Origin of the sequence: Candidatus Thiothrix putei (assembly GCA_029972225.1) — a bacterium.
Classification (GTDB): Bacteria; Pseudomonadota; Gammaproteobacteria; order Thiotrichales; family Thiotrichaceae; genus Thiothrix; species Thiothrix putei.
On record CP124756.1, the window covers coordinates 1,697,431 to 1,718,776 of the forward strand.

General features: G+C 50.5%; 25 protein-coding genes and 2 pseudogenes. 10 read left to right on the forward strand and 17 right to left on the reverse strand.

Annotated features, from left to right (window positions below; genetic code table 11):
• Positions 1-549: a CDP-diacylglycerol--glycerol-3-phosphate 3-phosphatidyltransferase gene (gene pgsA / locus QJT81_08745; protein ID WGZ96045.1), complete on the forward strand. Its 549-nt coding sequence runs from the start codon at positions 1-3 to the stop codon at positions 547-549.
• On the opposite strand, the gene QJT81_08750 is transcribed toward pgsA, so the two are convergent.
• The 14 genes and pseudogenes from QJT81_08750 to QJT81_08815 form a co-directional block, all read right to left on the reverse strand.
• Entirely contained in the window at positions 544-2,031 is a 1,488-nt protein-coding gene (locus QJT81_08750) for a hypothetical protein (protein ID WGZ96046.1), read from the reverse strand. The genes pgsA and QJT81_08750 overlap by 6 nt on opposite strands.
• Positions 2,032-2,128: 97 nt before the next feature.
• Positions 2,129-2,776 carry a hypothetical protein gene (locus QJT81_08755; protein WGZ96047.1) on the reverse strand — a complete coding sequence of 216 codons (648 nt, stop codon included), beginning with the start codon at positions 2,774-2,776 and terminating at the stop codon, positions 2,129-2,131.
• Between the two features lie 3 nt (positions 2,777-2,779).
• The gene (locus tag QJT81_08760) at positions 2,780-2,911 is read right to left on the reverse strand and encodes a hypothetical protein (GenBank protein ID WGZ96048.1); all 132 of its coding nucleotides are present in this window, start codon (positions 2,909-2,911) and stop codon (positions 2,780-2,782) included.
• Between the two features lie 18 nt (positions 2,912-2,929).
• Entirely contained in the window at positions 2,930-3,940 is a 1,011-nt protein-coding gene (locus tag QJT81_08765) for an OmpA family protein (GenBank protein WGZ96049.1), read from the reverse strand.
• A 134-nt stretch (positions 3,941-4,074) separates the two neighbouring features.
• Positions 4,075-4,323, reverse strand: coding sequence for a hypothetical protein (locus QJT81_08770; protein WGZ96050.1), 249 nt, complete (start codon positions 4,321-4,323; stop codon positions 4,075-4,077).
• Positions 4,320-5,361, reverse strand: a pseudogene (locus tag QJT81_08775) (IS630 family transposase). The gene QJT81_08770 and the pseudogene QJT81_08775 overlap by 4 nt, the downstream one beginning before the upstream one ends.
• Positions 5,362-5,429: 68 nt before the next feature.
• Positions 5,430-5,624, reverse strand: coding sequence for a hypothetical protein (locus QJT81_08780; GenBank protein WGZ96051.1), 195 nt, complete (start codon positions 5,622-5,624; stop codon positions 5,430-5,432).
• 3 nt (positions 5,625-5,627) lie between these two features.
• Complete coding sequence (locus tag QJT81_08785) at positions 5,628-5,900, reverse strand: succinate dehydrogenase assembly factor 2 (protein WGZ96052.1); 273 nt, start codon at positions 5,898-5,900, stop codon at positions 5,628-5,630.
• A complete protein-coding gene (locus tag QJT81_08790) occupies positions 5,893-6,129 on the reverse strand; it encodes a succinate dehydrogenase assembly factor 2 (protein ID WGZ96053.1) in 237 nt (78 codons plus the stop codon). Before QJT81_08790 ends, QJT81_08785 begins: the two co-directional genes overlap by 8 nt.
• 66 nt (positions 6,130-6,195) lie before the next feature.
• Positions 6,196-6,975, reverse strand: coding sequence for a succinate dehydrogenase iron-sulfur subunit (locus tag QJT81_08795; protein WGZ96054.1), 780 nt, complete (start codon positions 6,973-6,975; stop codon positions 6,196-6,198).
• Between the two features lie 14 nt (positions 6,976-6,989).
• Positions 6,990-8,777 carry a succinate dehydrogenase flavoprotein subunit gene (gene sdhA / locus QJT81_08800; protein WGZ96055.1) on the reverse strand — a complete coding sequence of 596 codons (1,788 nt, stop codon included), beginning with the start codon at positions 8,775-8,777 and terminating at the stop codon, positions 6,990-6,992.
• A 22-nt stretch (positions 8,778-8,799) separates the two neighbouring features.
• Positions 8,800-9,177 carry a succinate dehydrogenase, hydrophobic membrane anchor protein gene (gene sdhD / locus QJT81_08805; protein WGZ96056.1) on the reverse strand — a complete coding sequence of 126 codons (378 nt, stop codon included), beginning with the start codon at positions 9,175-9,177 and terminating at the stop codon, positions 8,800-8,802.
• A 23-nt stretch (positions 9,178-9,200) separates the two neighbouring features.
• Entirely contained in the window at positions 9,201-9,578 is a 378-nt protein-coding gene (sdhC, locus tag QJT81_08810; GenBank protein WGZ96057.1) for a succinate dehydrogenase, cytochrome b556 subunit, read from the reverse strand.
• Positions 9,579-9,620: 42 nt separating this feature from the next.
• On the reverse strand, positions 9,621-10,334 hold the full coding sequence (locus tag QJT81_08815; protein ID WGZ96058.1) for a GntR family transcriptional regulator: 714 nt from the start codon (positions 10,332-10,334) through the stop codon (positions 9,621-9,623).
• A 329-nt stretch (positions 10,335-10,663) separates the two neighbouring features.
• On the opposite strand from QJT81_08815, the pseudogene sucA reads away from it, so the two are divergent.
• The 4 genes and pseudogenes from sucA (at position 10,664) to QJT81_08835 (ending at position 13,409) form a co-directional block, all read left to right on the forward strand.
• Positions 10,664-11,167 (forward strand): annotated as a pseudogene (gene sucA, locus QJT81_08820) (2-oxoglutarate dehydrogenase E1 component).
• Complete coding sequence (gene zapE / locus QJT81_08825; protein WGZ96059.1) at positions 11,164-12,294, forward strand: cell division protein ZapE; 1,131 nt, start codon at positions 11,164-11,166, stop codon at positions 12,292-12,294. Before sucA ends, zapE begins: the two are co-directional and overlap by 4 nt.
• A gap of 348 nt (positions 12,295-12,642) precedes the next feature.
• Positions 12,643-12,912, forward strand: a complete 270-nt coding sequence (locus QJT81_08830; protein ID WGZ96060.1) for a DUF1778 domain-containing protein — start codon at positions 12,643-12,645, stop codon at positions 12,910-12,912.
• Positions 12,909-13,409: a GNAT family N-acetyltransferase gene (locus QJT81_08835; protein ID WGZ96061.1), complete on the forward strand. Its 501-nt coding sequence runs from the start codon at positions 12,909-12,911 to the stop codon at positions 13,407-13,409. Before QJT81_08830 ends, QJT81_08835 begins: the two co-directional genes overlap by 4 nt.
• Positions 13,410-13,470: 61 nt before the next feature.
• Here the strand turns inward: QJT81_08835 and QJT81_08840 are convergent, their stop codons facing one another.
• Positions 13,471-14,034 (reverse strand): hypothetical protein, encoded by a 564-nt coding sequence (locus QJT81_08840; GenBank protein WGZ96062.1) that lies wholly within the window; start codon positions 14,032-14,034, stop codon positions 13,471-13,473.
• Positions 14,035-14,248: 214 nt separating this feature from the next.
• On the opposite strand from QJT81_08840, the gene QJT81_08845 reads away from it, so the two are divergent.
• The 3 genes from QJT81_08845 to QJT81_08855 are packed head-to-tail and all read left to right on the forward strand — an operon-like array spanning position 14,249 to position 16,924.
• Positions 14,249-15,463 (forward strand): DUF3419 family protein, encoded by a 1,215-nt coding sequence (locus QJT81_08845; protein WGZ96063.1) that lies wholly within the window; start codon positions 14,249-14,251, stop codon positions 15,461-15,463.
• Positions 15,464-15,465: 2 nt separating this feature from the next.
• Entirely contained in the window at positions 15,466-16,164 is a 699-nt protein-coding gene (locus tag QJT81_08850; GenBank protein ID WGZ96064.1) for a class I SAM-dependent methyltransferase, read from the forward strand.
• A complete protein-coding gene (locus tag QJT81_08855; protein ID WGZ96065.1) occupies positions 16,115-16,924 on the forward strand; it encodes a UDP-2,3-diacylglucosamine diphosphatase in 810 nt (269 codons plus the stop codon). The genes QJT81_08850 and QJT81_08855 overlap by 50 nt, the downstream gene beginning before the upstream one ends.
• Positions 16,925-17,042: 118 nt before the next feature.
• Here QJT81_08855 and QJT81_08860 read toward each other — a convergent pair whose 3' ends face one another.
• Positions 17,043-18,086 (reverse strand): substrate-binding domain-containing protein, encoded by a 1,044-nt coding sequence (locus QJT81_08860; GenBank protein ID WGZ96066.1) that lies wholly within the window; start codon positions 18,084-18,086, stop codon positions 17,043-17,045.
• A 181-nt stretch (positions 18,087-18,267) separates the two neighbouring features.
• Between QJT81_08860 and QJT81_08865 the strand changes: the two genes are divergently transcribed.
• On the forward strand, positions 18,268-20,103 hold the full coding sequence (locus QJT81_08865) for a pyruvate kinase (GenBank protein ID WGZ96067.1): 1,836 nt from the start codon (positions 18,268-18,270) through the stop codon (positions 20,101-20,103).
• Between the two features lie 15 nt (positions 20,104-20,118).
• The gene (locus QJT81_08870; GenBank protein WGZ96068.1) at positions 20,119-20,874 is read left to right on the forward strand and encodes a hypothetical protein; all 756 of its coding nucleotides are present in this window, start codon (positions 20,119-20,121) and stop codon (positions 20,872-20,874) included.
• Here the strand turns inward: QJT81_08870 and QJT81_08875 are convergent.
• Positions 20,871-21,200 carry a multidrug efflux SMR transporter gene (locus tag QJT81_08875; protein WGZ96069.1) on the reverse strand — a complete coding sequence of 110 codons (330 nt, stop codon included), beginning with the start codon at positions 21,198-21,200 and terminating at the stop codon, positions 20,871-20,873. The two genes, QJT81_08870 and QJT81_08875, sit on opposite strands and share 4 nt — an antisense overlap.
• Positions 21,201-21,346 lie beyond the last annotated feature (146 nt).

Genomic DNA, 21,346 nt, shown 5'->3' on the forward strand with positions numbered 1-21,346 from the left:
ATGGTGTTCAACCTGCCGGTGTTGCTGACGTGGTTGCGGATTGCATTTATTCCGCTGCTAGTGTTCCTGTTTTATTTGGATCAGCCTTGGGCGCCATTGGCGGCAGCTACCTTGTTCGGGGTGGCGGGTTTGACTGACTGGGCGGATGGCTATTTGGCACGGTTGTGGCAACAGGAATCACGTTTCGGGGCTTTTCTTGATCCCGTTGCGGATAAATTAATCGTGGCTGTGGCTTTGATCTTGTTGGTGGAACGCGAAGTCAATGTTTGGATCACTTTGGCAACCGTCGTTATTATTGGGCGGGAAATTGTGATTTCAGCCTTGCGCGAATGGATGGCGGAGTCCGGCAACCGTTCCAAAGTAGCGGTGGCTTTCATTGGTAAGCTGAAAACCACCGCGCAAATGATTGCCTTGATTTGTTTATTGTATAACCAAGACCTATTCGGGGTGTTGCCCCTGCGGGAAATTGGCTTGGTGGCATTGGTCATTGCGACGATACTGACCGTTTGGTCAATGGTGCAGTACCTACGCAGTGCGTTTAGCTCATAAACTTTCTTGGTAGGCTTTGAGTTGTTCCCATTCACCTTGTGCGGCAAGCGCTGCTTGTTTAGGCCAGCTTGAGGTGTCGTGCTGGCTGAATTGCTCATCTTCCACAATCAGTAGTGCTTGCAGTTTTTGCGGAGAGGTTTCTGCTAATTGCTGATAAGTGTGGATGCCTGCACGGTGCAGGATGGAGGTAAACGTTGGGCCAATCCCGGTAAGTTTCTGTAAATCGTCTTGCTTGATTGACAAGTTGCTGGTGAGCTTTTCAGTCAGTTCTTTGGCACTGGCTGCGAGTGCCGCGAGCGTGGAACTACCTTTTGCCAAGGTTTCAGAACCGATGGTATTCCCTTTAGAACTGAAGTCGTTGCCAAGTTCTTTAGCTTTGTGCAGCCAGTCGTTGCTAACGGGTGCTGCCTTTTCTTTTAGATGTTCCACGCTGTCTTTGGCCTTGTGCAGCCAGTCGTTGCTGACAGGCGTTGCTTTTTCTTTGAGATGTTCTACGCTGTCTTTGGCCTTGTGTAGCCACTCATTGGCAGCAGGTGTGGCCTTTTCGGTGAGATGTTCCACACTTTCTTTGGCTTTGTGTAGCCAGTCGTTAAACATGCCTAGTGTGTTGTCTTTACTTGTTGGGTTGCTGGTTGCATCTGGCATATCAGGTAAGTCAACAATCGGTTTGTGCGGGTCAATCGCATCGAGTAATGAGTCGGTTTTCATTGTTTCTAATTCATCGGGTGGATCAATAATCGGTTTATGTGGGTCAATAGCGAGTAGCAACGGGTCGAGGCTACTGGTCTCCTGCATATCAGGCGGGTCAATAATGGGTTTGTGCGGGTCGATAGCAAGTAATAGCGGGTCAAGGCTGCTTGTTTCCAGTATATCTATATCGGGTGGGTCGATAATCGGTTTGTGCGGGTCGATTGAAGCTAACAGGGGGGCGGGTTCCCATGTCTCTGCTGGTTGTGAGGTGTTGTGCATGGTGGCTTCCTCCGGTACAACATTGAGTTCTGTATCTGGTATGTCGATAATCGGTTTATGTGGGTCGATAGCGGCAAGCAATGGATCAATTTCTGGTAACGGTGGCAATTCGAGCGTGACTTCTGGTGTTGCGTTAGTGCTTACTACGAATTCCGCATTAGTTTCTGGTGTTACTTCCGGCAGCGTAAGCGTGGGTTTGTCTTGAACTTTGGGAACATACACATCAGTGACAGCTTGCTTGTGAGGCAATTGTGGTAGTTCAAGTTCAGGACTGGATGCGACAGGGTTGGTGCGAAGGTTTGGGGTGTGAATGTCGAAGTCACGGGTGTGATATTTGCCTGCTGGCACTGGTGTTATACCAATTGGGATAGTTTTTTTCTTAGGGCGACAACAAATACCCATTTGACGTAATAGGCGGCAGAGTAATATCCCCACGACAAAGCTCAGTAACAATAATGAGATAATTTCCCCTGTTGCCATGCCAAATGTATAAGGGGGGGGGGCAGTATTCATGATTGGCATTCCTTATTCAATGCATGAGAAAGATGGATTAAACTAGCATCCTGCTAGCAAAAACCGGCAACTTGCCGGTTTTTGTGGAGCTTATTATCTAGACTCGTCCGCTGATAAGCAGGTTTTGGTATTCCTTGAGACGTTCCCATTCACCTTTGTTAGCCAATTCTGCTTGGTAAGGCCAGCTTTTGGGGTCGTGCATCTTGAACTGATTGCCAGCAGCTTCCAGTATCGGTTTGATTTCTTCCGGTGTCATGGAAGCGAGTTGTGCGAAATTACGTACTCCCGCTGCATTGAGCACTTGCTCCAGTTTGGGACCGATACCCTCCAGTTTTTTCAGGTCGTCTTTGTGACCTTGTCCCGTGGTGGTAAAGCTGGGAGGGATGCTGCTAACGCGAGCAGTACCCACATCACTGACATCATAGTCAGAGGGGAGCGATGATGTGCTTGGCACGCTAGGTTCAGGGGTGCGCAATAAGCTGTTAATGTCGGCCGTATAGCCGCCACCTTGAAGATCTTTACCCGGAAATTCGCGTGGGGTGCGCTGCCCTTCGCGTGTGATGCTGGCATGACTGGTGTGACCCAAGGAAGACTCTCTGGTGTTAATTGCATGGCTGGTACAGCAAATGCCTAATTTGCGCAACAGCCAGCACAGCAGCATACCCAGCAAAAACATGCCGAGCAGTAACAAGACGATTTCCAGACTGGCAATGCCAAAGGTGTAGTCAGCACTTGTTTGCTTCATGAATTACTCCTCATGGCTTGAGCGGTTGCGGAAATAGCAGAACAGGAATCCCAATAGGAATGCGCCCGCGAGCATGAGGATGACATCCAGACTGGCGCTGGTCATGTCGTAACGGCTTGTAATGTCTTTAAACATGGTAACAACTCCAATCGTTTATTTTACAGGGGTGATTTCAACACGGCGGTTTTTCTTGCGACCTTCTTCCGTATTGTTGTCAGCAATCGGTTTGTTAGCACCTTCAGAAGATGCAGATACACGATCTTTAGGAGCGCCAAGATCAACCAATGTTTTTTGGAGCATTTCAGCACGTTTCAAACCGAGGGCTTTGTTTTTTGCGGGATCACCTTTGTTATCGGTGTGACCGATAATGGTGACTTTCGCACTGCTATTGTCTTTGAGGAATTGTGCCACTTTTTTAAAATATTCCTTGGTGCTATCAGCTAATTGTGGATTAGCAGAGCCAGTTGGGAAGGTGAGGGTGGCTGGGCCAATGTCGCCGTTTTGATTGGTGTTCGCCGTTTCCATCGTGACTTTATCGGCGTCGGCTTTGGCTTTTTCCTCAGCAGCGGCTTTATCGGCGTCGGCTTTGGCTTTTGCGTCAGTAGCGGCTTTATCAGAATCAGCTTTATCAGCGTCAGTTTTTCTTGCATCGGCTGTTTTGGAGGAATCACCACCATTGGCTGCTGGGTCAAGGTAGTCTGCCAGTTGGTTATTGTTGGTATCGCTTGCATCATCAACGTTGCCATCGCCATTAGGGTCGGCATTTTCCTTAATGGTTAGGATACCATCGCCATCGTCGTCATCATCCAGTGCATCAATTTTGCCGTTCCCGTCGGTGTCTTGTGGGTCACGGGCGAGTTCGATGAAATCAGAAATACCGTCGCCATCGCTATCTTCTTTGCTGGGGTCAAGACCTAAGTCTTTTTCTTTCGCATCGGGGATGCCGTCACCGTCGGTATCGGTCATGTCATCGCTTGATTTGTCGCCAGCATCTGAAGCCGCGCCAGACAGTGCCGCAGCGCCTGTTGCCGCTGTGCCTGCTGCAATTTGCGCCGAGTTTGTCTCAGCACCACAGAATCCCTTCACTTTGCAGGTATACCACCACCAGCTACCTACTCCCCAAATACCGGCTAACAGTAGCACGATTAATGATTTTGCTTTCATGCAGGCGAAACTCCTTTCCTGGAACATTCTTGAATAACGTTATGAGACACACTTTTTATAGTATGCAATAGCTTGAATTACAACCGAGTTATTGTTCGCATGAAAATAGCATGAACGGTGGAAATTTGCTGACTTCAGCATTGCTCCCACGGTAAACCGTGAAAACGCCAGCCACCTAGCGTGCCCCGGTGATGATTAGCATCACGTTCGCCTTCAAAGCCTTCGTCGATGTGCATAACATGCTGGAAACCCGCGACCAGTAATGCGCTGGCAGCTTCGCGTGAACGTTTACCACTGCGGCAAATTAACACTATCTGTGCTTCTTTGGGGGGGATTTCTTTAAAACGGGTCGTGAGTATTTGTTCGATTTCGCTATACTTCAACCGCCCATAATTGCAGATTCCTCAAAGGTCTGAAAGTTGAGAGTCAGCAAGGAGTCCAAGGCTTTTTTATGCGTAGTGTGGGTTTGTGCCAAACAGGCATCAATGGCCTGCGCAAACGCGGTAAAGTTTTCATGGTAACGTGAATACAGGCATTCCTTCTTCACAAACTTCCAGAGGCGCTCAATCAGGTTCAGGTTGGGGGAATAAGCGGGTAGGAACAACAGTTCGATCCCGAGTGTTTGGGCGAATGTTTGTACCAGGCTACAGCGCTGGTAACGGGCATTGTCCATCACCAAGGTCACCGGGACATCCAGGGCCAATGCCTTGATTTGCCGAAGCAACTGACAAACACTTTGGGAGTTGATGTAACTGTCATTGGTCACGGTGACCAGTTCATGGGTGACTGCATTCAACGCACCGAGGACATTGTAGCGCTGGCGTCCGGCAGGGGCGCGGATGAACAGCCGGGTGAAACACCACAGGAACCCCAGAAACGGGGCCAGGACAAAATGGGCGGCGTCGACAAAGAAAACGGCGCGTTTTCCGGCCTTGGCCTCCTCAAGACGCGGCTCCAGCTCTTTTTTTAAAAGTCTCCTGGGCAGCAGGGTCGGCTTTCGCCGGTATCATCCCCACCTTCCTGACGGACAAACCCAAGTCATGCAGGAATAGCCGCACGGCTTCCCGCTTGAGTTCAAGGCCGGTTAAGCGCTGTATATCAGCGATCGCCTGACTGATCCGGGTCGGTGGATGCTTCTCAAAATGTTTCTTCAGGGGCTCACGGAAAGGTTCCAACCGGCGGGTTGGGCGACGGAAATCCAGTTGTTCCAAGGCAGCGATCCCACCTTGTTGGTAACGTTTCAAATAACGGGTGACCGTCGTTGAACTCACCTGTGCCAGCCGTTCAATGTCCCCATGCGCCATTCCCTGGCTTTTTAGCCACAACACTTCCATCCGTTGGCGGACGCGAGGGTGGGCATGGCGGTAACGCCCCTCATTCAAGGCGGTTTGATCGGATTCGCTGAAGTCTATCTGGATCATGGAAAGGACGACCGGTTGCCAATAACAGCCGTACTTTGCTTGAGGGCTTCTCATTATTCAACAGCTATTCACGGGCAAAGTATAATAAAATTGGGATTAATCTCCCAATCGGGTTCGTCAATCCACGCAATGTGCACAGCCCCGACCGGATGACCCACAAACAAATATTCCATCGCGGAACGGATGTCGATCAAAATACTGTTTGGGGTGGTTTGCAATAAATCGTAGGCGGCAGTAGGGGAAAGGTCGTGTAATTCAGGCATGGACTATTCTCCGGCGGTGTTGTCATGGTGTTGGCGTACTTTTTCAATAATAGCGCACATACCTGCGTCTCTGGGTTGGCGATTGCCAATTAACCAATCCAGAATTTCCTGATCTTTGGATTTTAATAAACGCTCGAACGCAAATTGTTCACCCATATCGAGATGCTGGAAACAATCACGCAAGAAATTTCCCAAGGGGCGATCCAATGCTTGCAAGGTGCGTCGACATGCCCAGCGCAAGCGCACCAGCCGTTCGGCTTGTTGTTGTTCAGTCATTGACAACACGCAACTTAGCAATCAGGTCGGCGTACTGGTCGGGGAAGGGAGTTGCATCTAATAACATGTCCCAGATGAGCGGGTCTTGCATTGCCAGTAATTCGTCTAAGCGTTGCAATTCTGTGGGACTAGCGCTGCTGTAATGGCGCTCCAAATAGTGCTGGAAAATCACATCCAGCTCTTTCAAACCACGCCGACAGCGCATTTTTACGCGAGAAAGTTCACTCATGGTGCTGGTGTCCTCTTGCTCCCTTCACCCCTTGCGGGGGAAGGGTCGGGGATGGGGGGAAACGGCTTACCGCCGTTCGATCATCTTTTTCTTCAACTCGGCAATGGATTTCGCCGGGTTTAAACCCTTAGGGCAAGTATTGGTACAGTTCATAATGGTGTGGCAACGGTAAAGTTTGAACGGGTCTTCCAAATTGTCCAGACGTTCGCCCGTGGCTTCATCACGGCTATCCACTACCCAACGATTGGCTTGCAGCAATACCGCCGGTCCCAAATAACGGTCACTGTTCCACCAGTAGCTAGGGCAAGAGGTGGAGCAGCACGCGCACAGAATGCACTCGTAGTGATTGTCGAGCTTCTTGCGGTCTTCCGGTGATTGCAGGCGTTCGCGATCCGGTGGCGCAGGCGTTTGGGTTTGCATCCAGGGTTTAATCGAGGCGTATTGCGCGTAGAAGTGAGTCAAATCGGGGATCAAATCCTTGACCACTTCCATGTGCGGCAAGGGGCTGATTTGCACATCGCCCTCGCAAGCGTCAATCGCTTTAATGCACGCCAGTGTGTTAGTGCCGTCGATATTCATCGAACATGAGCCGCAAATCCCTTCACGGCAAGAGCGGCGGAAGCTCAAGGTCGGGTCAATCTCGTTCTTGATCTTCAGCAAAGCATCCAACACCATCGGCCCGCATTGGTCGAGGTCGATTTCGTAGGTATCCCAACGCGGATTTTCACCGCTGTCCGGGTCGTAGCGGTAAACCCGGAAATTTTTCACGCGGGTCGCACCGGCAGGGGCAGCCCAGGTTTTGCCACTCTTGATGATCGAGTTGGCAGGTAAGTTAAATTCAGCCATGACAATGCTCCCTGTTAGTAAACCCGTTTCTTCGGTGCGATGTACTCGATTTCATCCGTCAAGGTGTAAGTGTGGACGGGGCGGTAGTCGATGGATACCTTGCCAGCCTCATCGACCCACGCGATGGAGTGTTTCATCCACTGCTCATCGTTACGATCCGGGAAGTCTTCGCGGGCATGTGCGCCCCGGCTTTCTTCACGGTTTAACGCGCATTGAATCGAGGTTTGGGCGCAATCCAGCAAATTGGCTAACTCGAAGGTTTCCATCAAGTCAGAGTTCCACACCAAGCTGCGGTCTGTTACCGCGACATCATTGAAGCTGGCGTAAATCTCATTCATTTTCTCGACACCTTCCTGCAAGGTTTCCGCAGTGCGGAAGACCGCCGCGTGTTTTTGCATGGTGTGCTGCATGGCTTCACGAATTTGCGCGGTGCTGGTGTTGCCATTGCCGTGATGGATGCGCTTGAAACGCTCCAACACTTTTGCCACGCCTGCTTCAGGAAGCGCCGGTTGAGTAGCGCTAGGGGTAACGGTTTCCGCACAACGGTTGGCGGCGGCGCGTCCGAATACCACGATGTCCAGCAAGGAGTTGGAGCCGAGGCGGTTCGCACCGTGCACCGAGACGCAAGCGCATTCGCCAATCGCCATCAAGCCGGGAACCACGCTATCAGGTTCGCCGTCTTTCAGCGTGACCACTTCGCCCTGGTAGTTGGTGGGAATGCCGCCCATGTTGTAATGCACGGTTGGCAGTACCGGAATCGGCTGTTTGGTCACATCCACACCGGCAAAGATACGCGCACTTTCCGCGATTCCCGGCAGACGTTCGTGAATCACTTCCGGGCCTAAGTGTTCCAGATGCAGATGAATATGGTCTTGCTTGGGACCAACGCCACGCCCTTCATTGATTTCAATGGTCATGGAACGACTCACCACGTCACGCGAAGCAAGGTCTTTGGCATTCGGGGCGTAACGTTCCATAAAACGTTCACCCTTGGCATTGGTCAGGTAGCCGCCTTCGCCACGCACGCCTTCGGTAATCAAACAGCCCGCGCCGTAAATACCGGTGGGGTGGAACTGGGTAAATTCCATGTCTTGCAAGGGCAAACCTGCCCGCGTCACCATGCCATTACCGTCACCGGTACAGGTATGCGCCGAAGTGGCAGAGAAGTACGCCCGCCCGTAACCGCCCGTTGCCAACACGACTTTTTGCGCCCGGAAAATACGCAGAATGCCGTTAGCTAAATCCCACGCCAGTACCCCACGGCACACGCCTTCCTCATCCATAATCAGGTCAGTCGCGAAATGCTCAATGAAAAATACCGCATCGTGACGCAAGGATTGCTGATACAGCGTGTGCAAAATCGCGTGTCCGGTGCGGTCAGCCGCTGCACAGGTGCGGTGCGCAATGCCTTTACCGAATTCGGTGGTCATCCCGCCGAACGGACGCTGGTAAATACGACCTTCTTCCGTGCGTGAAAACGGTACACCTTGGTGTTCGAGTTCGATCACTGCCGGAATCGCTTCGCGGCACATGTATTCAATGGCGTCTTGGTCGCCCAGCCAGTCCGAGCCTTTTACGGTGTCGTACATGTGCCATTGCCATTTATCCGGCCCCATATTACCGAGTGCGGCGGACATCCCGCCTTGCGCTGCCACGGTATGGCTGCGGGTCGGGAATACTTTGGTAATACATGCCGTGGACAAGCCTTTTACTGCCATCCCGAAAGTAGCCCGCAAACCCGCGCCACCTGCGCCTACGACCACGACATCGTAGGTATGATGTTCAATTTTGTATTCAGTCATTGTGTGATCAACCTCTGTGTCATTAGCCCGCGAATGCGACCCGTAAAATGCTCAAAATGCTGCTCGTTCCCAGCAATACCAGTACCAGTTTCATGCCAATCAACGCGGCAAGTTTGATGCCCTCGTGATGCACATAATCTTCAATTACCACGGTTAACCCCAGACTGGCATGAAAGAACGCGGTGAACACAAACAAGGTCAGCATGGTAGTGGTGAATGGCTGCGCAAACCACGCTGCAACGCTGGCATAGTCATCGCCAGTATGGGCAGCCAGGGAAAAGACCAGCCACAGTGTCAAGGGAATCAGCGCAATGGCAGTGACGCGCTGTATCCACCAATGGCTAACCCCGCTGGTCGTTCCCAGCCCGCTGGCACGTTTAAAAGGTGTCAATAAACTCATGTGTAGCAGTTCCTCAACAGGGGCTAGGCAATCAGCCAAAGCAGGATAGTCAGCGCCAACGACGCGCCCACCACGATTTTGCCGCTTAAATAAACGCTAGGCAGATCGAAGCCATGCCCGCTGTCCCACACCAAATGGCGGATACCGTTAGATAAGTGGTAAAACAGCGCCCAAGACCAACCAAACAACACCAGTTTGCCGAACCATGAGCCAAGAATAGCGTTGGCATTCGCAAAAGATTCCGCACCCCCGGCAATGGCAGCCAGCCAATACGTCACTAACAGCGTGCCGATAGCCAACACCACCCCCGTGCCTCGGTGCATGATGGATAGCACCGACGTGAGTTGCGGCTTATACACCTGCAAGTGGGGTGAAAGCGGTCGTTTGTTCGCGGTCTTCATGGAGTATCCCCGTTAATAAAAAGCTAGAAAACGTGTACGCGGTTACGTGTCTGAAGTCGGCATCTGTTCCAATAGCTTGCAGGCATAATCCCGCGAAGCCCGGATATGATGGCGCATCAGCGTTTCCGCCATTTCCCCATCGCGCCGCTCAATGGCTGACACGATCAGGTTGTGTTCCTGAAAGGCTTGTTCGCTGCGACTAAACCCGGACTTGAGGCGGAAACGGTAGAAGCGTACCAAGTCATACAAGTCCTGACATAACATGCGAATCAGGCGTTTATTTTTGCTGCCTTGAATAATCGAAAAGTGAAAATCCAAGTCAACGTCATGTTGCGAATAGCTTTGGTGTTGCGCAATTTCGGCTTGGTGACGTTCCAAAATTTTGCGCAAATGTACCAATTCCTCTGCCGTCATGTGTTCGGCGGCGAGTCGTGCTGCCATACCTTCGGTGGCTTCGCGTATTTGGTAAATTTCCAACAGTTGTGCTGTGGAAAAATCAATGATGCGTGCACCAATATTGGGCTTGCGCGTCACCAAATTACAGTTTTCCAGTTTACCAATCGCTTCACGTAAGGAACCTCGACTGACGCCATAAGCGGCTGCCAACTCTGGCTCACTAATTTTTTTCCCAGCGGGGATTTCACCCACCAAAATGGCACGCCGCAAATCAAGAAATAACTTGTCTGCAATCGTTACCGGATCCTGCAATTTGCAAGCAGTCAGAAAGGCCATGGTGCTACCTCGTTTTGTCGACATCTTGTCTGTTGTGTTGACAATAATACCGCGAAACTGCCATTTTTCAAGAAAAACATCCTGACATTGTTGACACTTTAAAGCTATAATGTCGACACTATAACCAAGAAATGACAGTGTTTACCCCGAATACGTGGGTAGCAGCGCACCTTAAGACACTAAGATGTCGACAATGCACTAGTTTGTTGCACTGCGTCAAGTCGGAAATGTTTGATATTTACCATCTTCGACAAAGCAGCGAAGGGGTTATTACGGCGGAAGATGCGCAAGAACGGGTGCAACGTTGCCGCCAGCAATTTGCGGTATTCCATAAGCAGGAAAGTGGCGCAACCGTCATTTGGGAGGCACAATTCGGCGACTTCGCTAACTGTGCGCAAGTGGTCATTGACCAGTTCATCAGCTCCGGTGAACAGAAATGGGGGTGCTTGTGCGGGCTGGTGATGCTATTGCCACACGGCTTTGAAGGGCAGGGGCCGGAGCACTCTTCGGCGCGGTTGGAACGATACTTGCAGTTGTGCGCCCAGAAGTCAGATGGTGCGTGATTACCGCGCCCCGCTGATTGTGATGACCCCGAAAAGCTTGGTGCGTATTGAACAGATTTATTGGATCGTTACCCGAACATCGCGGTGAATGTCTGGTGTCAGGAAGAGCCGTTGAATCAAGGCGCATGGTTAAGCATTCAGGCCGCGTTGCGGCTCGTATTGGGTGGCATGGCGCGTTTGGATGTGGTAAGCCGCCCCGCTTCAGCGTCGCCTGCGGTGGGTAGCGCCAAAGTTCATGCTGCACAGCAGCAAGAATTGGTGAATAATGCCTTAGGAATCAGGGTCGAGTCATGAAAGAAGGAAACGTTATGCCGCTATTGAAGCATTACCAGGACGCCATCAAGGAGGGTGCGATCCAACACGATCCCGCCCAACTCGAAGGTATCAAGGTCTTGCAAGAGGTGTGGAATGGCTTGCTCAAACCGCGTGAAACGGCTCGCGTGGCACGTTCGCGGGGTTTGTTGGCGGTATTTTCCAAGCGGCATAATGTGGTGATCGAGCCAGTGCGCGGCGCTTACCTGTGGGGTGGCGTCGGGCGTGGCAAGACCTGGTTGATGGATATGTTTTATTCACGTCTGCCGCTGACGGAAAAGCGGCGGATGCATTACCACCATTTCATGTTCTTCATTCATGAGGAACTGAAACGGCTGGCGCACCATCGTAGCCCATTGGAGGCATTGGCGGCGCAATTGGCACAAGAAGTGCGCCTGTTGTGCATCGACGAATTCCACGTCATGGACATTGTGGATGCGATGTTGCTGCACGGTTTGCTGGAGGCGATGTGCAAACACGGCATTACCTTGGTAACGACGTCTAATCGTCCGCCGGATGATTTGTATTTGAACGGTTTGCAGCGCGAACGGTTCTTGCCTGCGATTGCGTTACTGAAAAAGCACACGCATGTGGTGGAGTTGGATAATCAGATTGACTACCGCATGTTGAAACACGTCAGCCAAGATAGCTTTTTGGAAGACGACGATGCGGTGTTGGTGGAACACGAGCTGGAAAAGTGTTTCGCGGAACTCGCGACCGGTGCGATTGAGGTCGGGCAGGATATTGAGGTGCAAGGGCGTTGTTTGCCGACACATCGCCTGTCTGAAAATATTGTGTGGTTTGATTTCAAAACCTTATGTGAAACGGCGCGTTCTACCCGCGATTACATCGAGTTGGCGGAACGCTTTGATTACATCGTATTATCGGGTTTGCATGTGTTGACCGAGGAACACGAATCGGCGGCACGGCGTTTTCTTAACCTGATTGACGAGTTATATGACCGGCAGGTGCAGTTCATTTTTTCCACGACGATTGCGCTGGATAATCTGTATCAGGGTGAAAAGTTGCGCTTTGAGTTTCAGCGGGCGTTGAGCCGCTTGAATGAGATGAAGGGCGATGATTATCAGCAGGTTAAGTTTAGCGGTTGAGTTAGACTGGTGTGTAAGGTGTAAGTACTCATGCAAAAGTTTTTCAGAAAAACAACCACTTACAAATCAATCGGTTACGATTGCAAAGTTCCGAGTAACTTATGCCTAAGTACTTAGTTAATTAGGTCTAGAAGATACTTCCCATTATCAATACTAAAATTATTCTTGATTGATCAAAGATCAATATTTCTAATATGGTAGCATCTGCAAGCCATTTGCTTGTTAAATGCGCAATATTTTTCAGATGAACGGCATAATTTTTCATGTGATTCATGCGAGCGTTAGCTAGGCAATCCGTGTGGAATGTGACAAACTGTACTCACAAGGTAAGTACAGGAGTTTATGGTTATGTTGGCACTATCAGAACGCATCAATCTACGCACTAATGCGGAAACCAAAAGCTTGTTGACGCGAGCCGCCTCTTTTCGTGGTTTGTCGTTGAGCAATTTTCTGTTGGAAGCTGCTCAAAAAATGGCGCAAGAAGTCTTGAAAGGGCAGGAGCAAATCCTGTTATCTGAACGGGATTGGGAGCGGTTTGCGCTGATTCTCGATGATGATTCTCCGCCAAATGCCAAATTACAAAAAGCCATGAGCAAGTTTAAGGCTACCCAAGCATGAGCCGCTGGGTAATTGAACCGTTCCATAAGCATTCGGGGCGTGATGGGTTTGCCTGCGGCGAACCAGCGTTAGATGCTTATTTGGCAATATATGCAGGACAGCATGAGCAAGCGGGCGTTGCGCGAACATTTCTAGCCGTTGACCCACAAGATCAAGGCTTGGTGGGTTATTACAGCCTGAGCATGAGCAGTATCCCCCGTGATAATTTGCCGGATGCGTTGCACAAGCGGTTTCCGGCGTTTCCTATTCCGGTGGCACGTTTGGTCAGGTTGGCGATTGATCGCAGCCGTCAAGGGCAAGGTGCAGGTGAATTTCTGTTCATGGATGCCTTGCAACGCTGCCATAAACTGGCCAAAGAAATCGGTATGGTGGCGGTGGTAGTGGATGCGAAACACGACAAAGCTGCGGCGTTTTACCGCCAATACGGGTTTGAAAGTTTGCCAGACCAGCCCTTGTTGTTGTGGTTGACGAGCAAGAAGCTGGGTAAATTGTTTTAAGAAATCGTGCGTTTAAACGGGTAAACGGACGTATGGCATTAACCCCGTCAGCGTGACGAAATCAGCACTTCATGCTTTTGTTCGGGTAGAATCGGGGCATCGACAAAAAAAGGGCGCGTTTGCCCTCCTTAGCCTCCTGAATGCGCGGTTTTAGTTCATTTTCCAGGAACTTTTCTTGTGCTTTCACATCAGCTTTGGCGGGTATCATCCCCACTTTACGGATGTCCATCCCTATTTTCTTCATAAAGACACGTACCCTGTCCTCACTGCGTTTGATGCCTGTCAGCTCCTCAATCTTAGCGGCTGCCGCCTTGCTGGTTGCGGGGGGATATTCACGAAAATAGGCTTCAATCTTGTCTTTATATGCCATCAAATCACTCTGTGGTTTATTGAATCGTATTTCTTTAAGAGCTTCTAAACCGTTAGGTTGTAGGTAGGCGTTTAGGTAGGCAAGCAGCGTGGCTTCTGTAATCCTTTCCAATCGTTTGATTTCCTTATGCGTCAACTGTTGGGATTTCAGGTACAGCACGGACATTTTCTTACGGACTCTGGGATGAGGATGGCGCTCCTTCCAGTAGAACAGCTCCGCTATCTCATCCTCAGTGAAAGTGATTTTTAATGTCATACATTACTCATGGCTGCTTTTGTTACCAGTCATCTAACCATATTTCCCTGATCAAAAAAACTATTTTATGGCACGGACTGGTATAGCAGGTAAGCAAACAGGTTGCGCACAGGTACGCGAAACCCATAACACAACGGTCATATAACCGTCATTTTGCCGTCATTCCCAAGCCTTAGCCTCAAGCCCACGATTAGATTTTGTTAGCGAGAGTTTCATGGCAGGTATTTCCGACGCAATGCGCGATGCTGTGCATCAACATGCCCCCACGTCCTTGATGGGGATGCAGCAACGTTTGTTCAGCTTTTGGTTCAATAGCTTCATCTACAACCAGATTTGGGAAGACCCCACGGTGGATATGCAAACCTTGCAACTGACTTCGGAAAGCCGGGTGCTGACGATTGCTTCGGGCGGTTGTAACGTGTTGAATTACCTGACCGCAAGCCCCGCGCATATCACCGCGATTGACCTGAACCCCTACCATTTGTCCCTGACGCGCCTGAAACTGGCAGCGATGAAACATTTGCCGGATCACGCCACCTTCTACGATTTCTTTGGTTACGCTGACCGCGACACCAATCCGGCGCATTACGAGCAATACATCCGCCCGCATTTGGATGATGCATTGGATGGATTCTGGCAAGGCCGCAGCATTTTGGGGCAAAAGCGCATTCATATGTTCCGTGACGGGCTGTATCGGCAAACGCGCTTCGGCTATTTCATGCGCTTCTTGCACTGGATTGCTCGCCGCACCAATTACCACCCTGAAAAGCTCCTCACTGCCACCAGTTTGTACGAACAGAAAGCGATTTTTAACCAACACATCGCACCGTTTTTCGACAATAAGTTGGTGAAGTTTTTGGGCAAATTGCCAATGTCGGTGTTCAGCCTTGGCATTCCGCCGCAGCAATATAAGGCGATGAAAGAGCAGGGCAATCTGATCGAGCAATACCGCGAGCGTGTCGAACGTTTGGCGTGTGATACCCCGATTCAGAACAATTATTTCGCATGGCAAGGTTTTAGCCACAGCTACGATCACGAAAAGCGTCAGGCGATTCCTGATTACCTGAAAGCGGAAAATTACGACAATATCCGCCAGCAATTGGGCAAAGTGGATACGCACCTGGGCTCCATGATCGACTTCCTTGAGCAGCAAGCTCCGCACAGTTACGACCGTTTCGTGTTCCTTGATGCGCAAGACTGGATGACGGATGAAGTCCTCACCCAGTTGTGGACGCAAGTTGCCCGCGTGGGCAAGCCGGGGACGCGGATTATCTTCCGTACCGCCGCCGCCGAATCACCGTTGGAAACCGCGTTGCCAGCCGAATTACGCAGCCAGTTTGTGTACGAAGCTGAAGCTTCCGCGCAACTGTTCCAGCAAGACCGTTCGGCGATTTACGGTGGTTTTCACCTCTACCGCAAGGCCGATTGACGATGGATGCCGCACAGAAAATGGATCAGCAGTACCGTTACCAGCGGTACGTTTACGACTGGTCGCGCAAGTATTATTTGTTGGGGCGCGATGCCTTGCTGGCGGAAATCCCGTTGCAGTCGGGCGAAACCTTGCTGGAAATCGGCTGTGGCACGGGGCGTAATTTAACCAAGTTGGCTTATCGCCATCCGCACGCCAAACTTTACGGTATGGATGCGTCGGCGATGATGCTCGATACTGCCCGTGACAATTTGCGTAACACTTTGTATGCGCAACAAATTACTTTGCAGCAAGGCTTGGCGGGGCAGGTTGATCACACCACCTTCGGGCTGGAAAAACCGTTTGATCATATTGTGTTTTCGTATGTGCTGTCGATGATCCCCAGTTGGCAGGATGCGTTGGAACATGCCTTGAGCATCCTCAAACCCGGTGGTTGTTTGCACGTGGTGGATTTTTCCGACCAGCAAACCATGCCTACCTGGTTTCGCAAGCTGCTGTTGCAGTGGCTGGATTGGTTCAATGTCCACCCTGATCCGGCAGTCCCGGCGTATTTGGAGCAAATGGCAGCCCGTCATCACGACCAATTGCGTATTCGTCACCTGAGTGGGCGTTACGCAGTGCTTGCGCATTACCAGAAAGGGGGGATTCCCAATGACCATCAACCAGAACTTCCGCAAATATCGCAGTATCTGGATTTCTGATACGCACCTCGGTTCGCGCGGGTGCAAAGCCGAGTTTCTGCTCGATTTCCTGCAACACAATCAAGCCGATCATTTGTATCTGGTCGGCGATATTATCGACGGCTGGGCATTACGCAAACGCTGGTATTGGGATACGTTCCACGACCAGATTTTGCACTTGCTGTTTGAACGGGCGCAACGCGGGTCGCAAGTGACCTACGTCAGCGGCAATCATGATGAGTTTTTGCGTCCATTTATCCATCACCGCATTACCGCGATCAGTTTGGAAGACGAGGTGGTGCATACCACCGCTGATGGGCGCAAGTTTTTGGTGCTGCACGGCGACCAGTTTGATGGCGTGATGCAGTTTGCGCGGTGGCTGGCAATCTTGGGTGATTGGATTTACGAGCGTTTGCTGGTGGTGAATAATGTGTACAACCGGCTGCGGCGGCGCATGGGTTATCCGTATTGGTCACTCTCGGCTTACCTCAAGCACAAAACCAAGTCGGCGGTGAATTTCATCTCGGCATTCGAGGAAACGCTGGCGAAAGAAGCGAAAAAGCGTCAGTTGGATGGGATTATTTGCGGGCATATTCACCATGCCGAAATCCGCGAGATTGACGGGGTATTGTATTGCAATGATGGCGATTGGGTAGAAAGTTGCACCGCACTGGTGGAAGAGTGGGATGGGAGTTTGCACGTGGTGCGCTGGACAGAAGCTAAAAATGCCGCTGTGGAAGTATGCTTGCCCAGCGTAACGCCTGAACCGTTAGCTGCTTAACGCTATTTCAGAACAACAAGCATAAAAAAAGGGAGCATCCGTGCTCCCTTAATCTTTTTGAATCTTTAGTTATCGCTTAGATCGGCTTATTTTTTATGATTGTCTAGAGAGAGTTTGATTACTTCAGTGCGTTTACTGACACTGGCTTCAGTGCGTTAGCAGCAGCAACTGTTTCAGCTTTTTGGCTATCCGGTAATGCAACCAGACCTTTGTCAGCCAAGTAGCCGTCTTTGCTCAGCGCTTCTTCGCTAGTGAATTCAGCGATGAATTCTTTGATACCAGGTACTTGACCAACGTGGCTGTTTTTCACGTAGAAGAACAGTGGGCGTGACAGTGGGTAAGCACCGCTAGAGATGTTCTCGTAGCTGATTTCTTTGCCGTCGATAGTGGCAGCTTTCAGGGAGTCCATGTTTTGCTCAAGGAAGCTGTAACCGAAGATGCCGACTGCATCACGGTTAGCTTGCAGCTTTTGTACGATCAGGTTGTCATTTTCGCCCGCTTCGATGTAGTGACCGTCTTCACGCACGGTGGTGCAAGCGGCTTTGAATGCTTTCTCGTCTTTCTTTTTCAGCTCTGGCATACCTTGGAACAACAGGCAACCTTTTTCCATGCCCAGTTCAGCCAATGCGTCACGTGTGCCAGATGTAGGTGGCGGGCCCATGACTTCGATTTTCACGTCAGCCATGTCGGGGTTGATTTGCTTCCAAGTGGTGTAAGTGTTGGGTTGCAATTCACCGTTAGGGCCAGTTGGAACGTCTTTTGCCAGTGCCAGATACAGTTCGCGGCGAGACAGTTTGACGGGTGCAGCATCCTTGGCTTGAGCTACAGCGATACCGTCGAAGCCGATTTTGACTTCAGTGACTTCGTTAACGCCGTTTTTGATGCAGCTTTCCATCTCGCTCTTTTTCATGCGGCGGGAAGCGTTGGTGATGTCTGGGGTTTCAATGCCAGCGCCTGAACAGAACAATTTCATACCGCCGCCAGTGCCGGTGGATTCAACCTTAGGAGCAGCCATGCCTGTTTTCTTGGCAAACTGTTCAGCAACAGCCGTCGAGAAAGGGTATACAGTAGAGGAGCCAACGATTTCGATATTATCGCGTGCTTGTGCAACGCCAGAGGCAGCAACCAAGCCCAGTACAACTGCCAGAGTGAGTTTTTTCATTGCGAGTTTCCTTCAAACAAAAAGAATCCAAGGCGGATTTGCGCGAATCTTAAGGGGTATTCAATGAAGGTTTTATGGCAGATATATTAAGAAAGGATGACAACGACTGTTTGCTCAGGTGTCATCAAGCTGCAATAACGGCGGCGTAGCATGGGTAAACCCCCAAAATGGAATCAAGCCAATGGACAATAACGTGTTACTAACCCGTTTGTGGCAATTGCGTGAACAGGCAGTGGACTTCGCGGCACAACACCCTGATGTAGACAACATTCACCCTAATCATGCCGTTTCTGCGCAAAATTTATTGCATTATCTTGGTTTACGCAGCCATGAATTGCGTGAGGTACAACTGGCTTTGATTGAACGGGGATTAAGTTCTCTGGGGATTCTTGAGGCGCATACGCTGGCAACGCTCAACCGGGTGATTGCGGCTTTGGAATGTTTGAGTGGGTGCGCTCCCTCACCAGAACCGAACGCCCCGATTCAGGTTGCTGAGAGCCAGCATTTATTGGCGCATGCCAGCCATGCACTGTTTGGCGAACGCCCCACCCAGCGTGAAGCCCGTATTATGGTCACGATGCCGACGGAAGCGGCTGAAGGCTATGCATTCCTCAGTGAGTTGTTGGCAGCAGGCATGGAGGTGATGCGCATTAATTGTGCTCACGATGATACGGATGCTTGGCAACAGATGATTACCAATCTGCGTTTGGCAGAGTCACTCACCCATAAACGCTGTAAAACCCAATTGGATTTGGCAGGTCCTAAACTGCGCACGGGTACGCTTGGCGTGGTTGGGCGAGTCATTAAACTTAAACCAGTACGTGATGTGTTTGGTCATGTGTATTTGCCGGGGCGACTCTGGTTGATACCGCAAGGCGAAGTGGTGGTAGTCTCTGATCTTCCTGCCTTAGAAGTCGAAGGCGCGGATTTTAATGGGACACAGGTGGGTGATTACATTGTACTGACGGATGCCCGTGGCTCTCTGCGTCAATTACGTATTGCTGCAAAACATCAGCACGCCCGCTTGGTAACGACTGAGCACACGGTGTATCTGCAAGAAAATACCCAACTGGTGTTTGAGCGCAGTGGCAAAGCGTTTGGCACGGGTTCATTGGTCAATGTGCATGAAGTAACGCCTCCGTTGGTACTGTCAGTGGGCGATGCCTTGATTTTAACCCGTGACGATCAACCGGGTGTATCTGCCAAGCAGGCGACCGATGGCACACAAACCGAACCCGCCCGCATTCATTGTACGTTGGAGGAGGCTTTCGTTGTGGTACGAGCAGGGCAACACGTGTGGCTTGATGATGGCAAAATCAGCGGGATAGTCGAACAGAATGATGGCGCTGAAATCAGGTTGCGTATTACCCAAACACCCCCCGGTGGTGCGAAATTGCGTGCAGAAAAAGGTATCAACTTTCCCGACGCGGCGTTTGATTCATCCGCTTTAACCGAGAAAGATGTAGCCGATTTGGAAGCCATGGCGGGCAAAGTGGATATGGTGGCGTTGTCGTTTGTGCGCTCCCCGCAAGATGTGGCGAATTTGCAAGGACATTTGCAGCGTTTAGGCATCCCGGAAACGGGGATTATTCTGAAAATTGAAAACCGTGCGGCCTTTGAAAATTTGCCTGCGATTTTGCTGATGGCGATGCGCTCACCCAATATCGGGGTCATGATTGCACGGGGTGATTTGGCGGTAGAGGTAGGGTTTGAGCGTTTGTCAGAGGTGCAGGAAGAAATCCTCTGGTTATGTGAGGCTGCACATATTCCAGTGATTTGGGCGACGCAAATTCTGGAGGGAATGGCGAAAAAAGGTGCGCCATCCCGTGCTGAAGTGTCGGATGCTGCCATGAGTATTCGCGCCGAATGTGTGATGCTGAATAAAGGGCCTAATATCGTCGAAACGGTACGTTTTCTGGATGGTATTTTGCAGCGCATGGAAGGCCATTACCACAAGCGGCGTTTGATGATGCGCCCGTTGAGCGTGTGTCAGCATTCTTTACAACTCAATAATTAGTTAAGGACATTAGCCATGTCTGGATTAACAGATGCAAATGCCTGTTATCGACGTTTAGAAGTTGATCGAATCAAACAAACGACTGAGCATTTATGCCTGCGGATACACGAACGTTTTCCGCACGCTAATTTGCTTAAGGTGTGTCATGAGCTGGATCATCAGGTGGATGCACTCAAAGCCAAAGCGTGTTGGATCGCTTGCCCCAATTGGTGGTTGCGGGGAGTGATGTTGCTATCGGCTATGCTGGTGCTTGGTGTGGTGCTGTGGTTTACGTTTGCACCACTCAAAGAGTTGTTATTGAACCGTGTTGAAGCGCCGGGCGATTTCTTGCAGGCAGTGGAGGCGGTGCTGAGTGGTGTGTTTTTACTAGGGCTATGGATACTGTTTTTGTTTACCTTAGAGCAACGTTTTAAGCGTAGTCGGGCGCTAACGGCTATCCACGAATTACGCGCTTTAGCGCATGTCGTGGATATGCACCAGTTGACCAAAGACCCCAGTTACATTCTCAATAAGGCTGCCCGCACTGCGTCATCACCACCGCGCAATCTGGGGGCGTTTGAGTTGATTCGTTACTTGGATTATTGCAGTGAAATGCTTTCAATTATCGGCAAGCTGGCGGCGTATTACGCACAGAATTTCAATGATTCGGTATTGTACGATGCGGTCAACGACGTGGAATCGTTGACCAATGATTTGTCGCGCAAGATTTGGCAAAAAATTGCGGTATTGCACGAATACCAGCAAGAGCAAGACGAGAACGCCACTGATTAATGTTTCACGATTTTTGAAAACATCTGGATGATGACGACGCCCGCAATGATCATGCCCATGCCAAGCACGGCGGGTAAATCCAAGCGTTCATCGTACATAATAATGCCGATGATGCTGATCAGCACAATCCCCAGCCCTGACCACACCGCGTAGGTAAACCCCAAGGGCAGGGTGCGTAACGCGAGCGTCATAAAATAAAACGCAAACCCGTAACCCACGATCATGATCAGGGTAGGGATGGGCTTGGTAAATTCTTCAGTCGCCCGTAATGAACTGGTGGCAATGACTTCAGCGATGATGGCAAGCGCAAGGTAAAAATAAGACATAAGTTAGGGTTTTGGTTTTACACAACAAAGGACTGGTATCATAAACGGAATGCGAGTGTTATGGCATTGGATTCTTGCCAATTATCGTCTTGTCATCAATCCGTATTAGCGTTTTGTTATATTCCAGCATGACAAAACTCCACAGA

Coding starts and splice junctions, on each gene's coding strand:
- pgsA (WGZ96045.1), top strand. CDS start 1: ATGGTGTTCAACCTGCCGGTGTTGCTGACGTGGTTGCGGATTGCATTT.
- QJT81_08750 (WGZ96046.1), bottom strand. CDS start 2,031: ATGAATACTGCCCCCCCCCCTTATACATTTGGCATGGCAACAGGGGAA.
- QJT81_08755 (WGZ96047.1), bottom strand. CDS start 2,776: ATGAAGCAAACAAGTGCTGACTACACCTTTGGCATTGCCAGTCTGGAA.
- QJT81_08760 (WGZ96048.1), bottom strand. CDS start 2,911: ATGTTTAAAGACATTACAAGCCGTTACGACATGACCAGCGCCAGTCTG.
- QJT81_08765 (WGZ96049.1), bottom strand. CDS start 3,940: ATGAAAGCAAAATCATTAATCGTGCTACTGTTAGCCGGTATTTGGGGA.
- QJT81_08780 (WGZ96051.1), bottom strand. CDS start 5,624: ATGCCTGAATTACACGACCTTTCCCCTACTGCCGCCTACGATTTATTG.
- QJT81_08785 (WGZ96052.1), bottom strand. CDS start 5,900: ATGACTGAACAACAACAAGCCGAACGGCTGGTGCGCTTGCGCTGGGCA.
- QJT81_08790 (WGZ96053.1), bottom strand. CDS start 6,129: ATGAGTGAACTTTCTCGCGTAAAAATGCGCTGTCGGCGTGGTTTGAAA.
- QJT81_08795 (WGZ96054.1), bottom strand. CDS start 6,975: ATGGCTGAATTTAACTTACCTGCCAACTCGATCATCAAGAGTGGCAAA.
- sdhA (WGZ96055.1), bottom strand. CDS start 8,777: ATGACTGAATACAAAATTGAACATCATACCTACGATGTCGTGGTCGTA.
- sdhD (WGZ96056.1), bottom strand. CDS start 9,177: ATGAGTTTATTGACACCTTTTAAACGTGCCAGCGGGCTGGGAACGACC.
- sdhC (WGZ96057.1), bottom strand. CDS start 9,578: ATGAAGACCGCGAACAAACGACCGCTTTCACCCCACTTGCAGGTGTAT.
- QJT81_08815 (WGZ96058.1), bottom strand. CDS start 10,334: ATGTCGACAAAACGAGGTAGCACCATGGCCTTTCTGACTGCTTGCAAA.
- zapE (WGZ96059.1), top strand. CDS start 11,164: ATGAAAGAAGGAAACGTTATGCCGCTATTGAAGCATTACCAGGACGCC.
- QJT81_08830 (WGZ96060.1), top strand. CDS start 12,643: ATGTTGGCACTATCAGAACGCATCAATCTACGCACTAATGCGGAAACC.
- QJT81_08835 (WGZ96061.1), top strand. CDS start 12,909: ATGAGCCGCTGGGTAATTGAACCGTTCCATAAGCATTCGGGGCGTGAT.
- QJT81_08840 (WGZ96062.1), bottom strand. CDS start 14,034: ATGACATTAAAAATCACTTTCACTGAGGATGAGATAGCGGAGCTGTTC.
- QJT81_08845 (WGZ96063.1), top strand. CDS start 14,249: ATGGCAGGTATTTCCGACGCAATGCGCGATGCTGTGCATCAACATGCC.
- QJT81_08850 (WGZ96064.1), top strand. CDS start 15,466: ATGGATGCCGCACAGAAAATGGATCAGCAGTACCGTTACCAGCGGTAC.
- QJT81_08855 (WGZ96065.1), top strand. CDS start 16,115: ATGACCATCAACCAGAACTTCCGCAAATATCGCAGTATCTGGATTTCT.
- QJT81_08860 (WGZ96066.1), bottom strand. CDS start 18,086: ATGAAAAAACTCACTCTGGCAGTTGTACTGGGCTTGGTTGCTGCCTCT.
- QJT81_08865 (WGZ96067.1), top strand. CDS start 18,268: ATGGACAATAACGTGTTACTAACCCGTTTGTGGCAATTGCGTGAACAG.
- QJT81_08870 (WGZ96068.1), top strand. CDS start 20,119: ATGTCTGGATTAACAGATGCAAATGCCTGTTATCGACGTTTAGAAGTT.
- QJT81_08875 (WGZ96069.1), bottom strand. CDS start 21,200: ATGTCTTATTTTTACCTTGCGCTTGCCATCATCGCTGAAGTCATTGCC.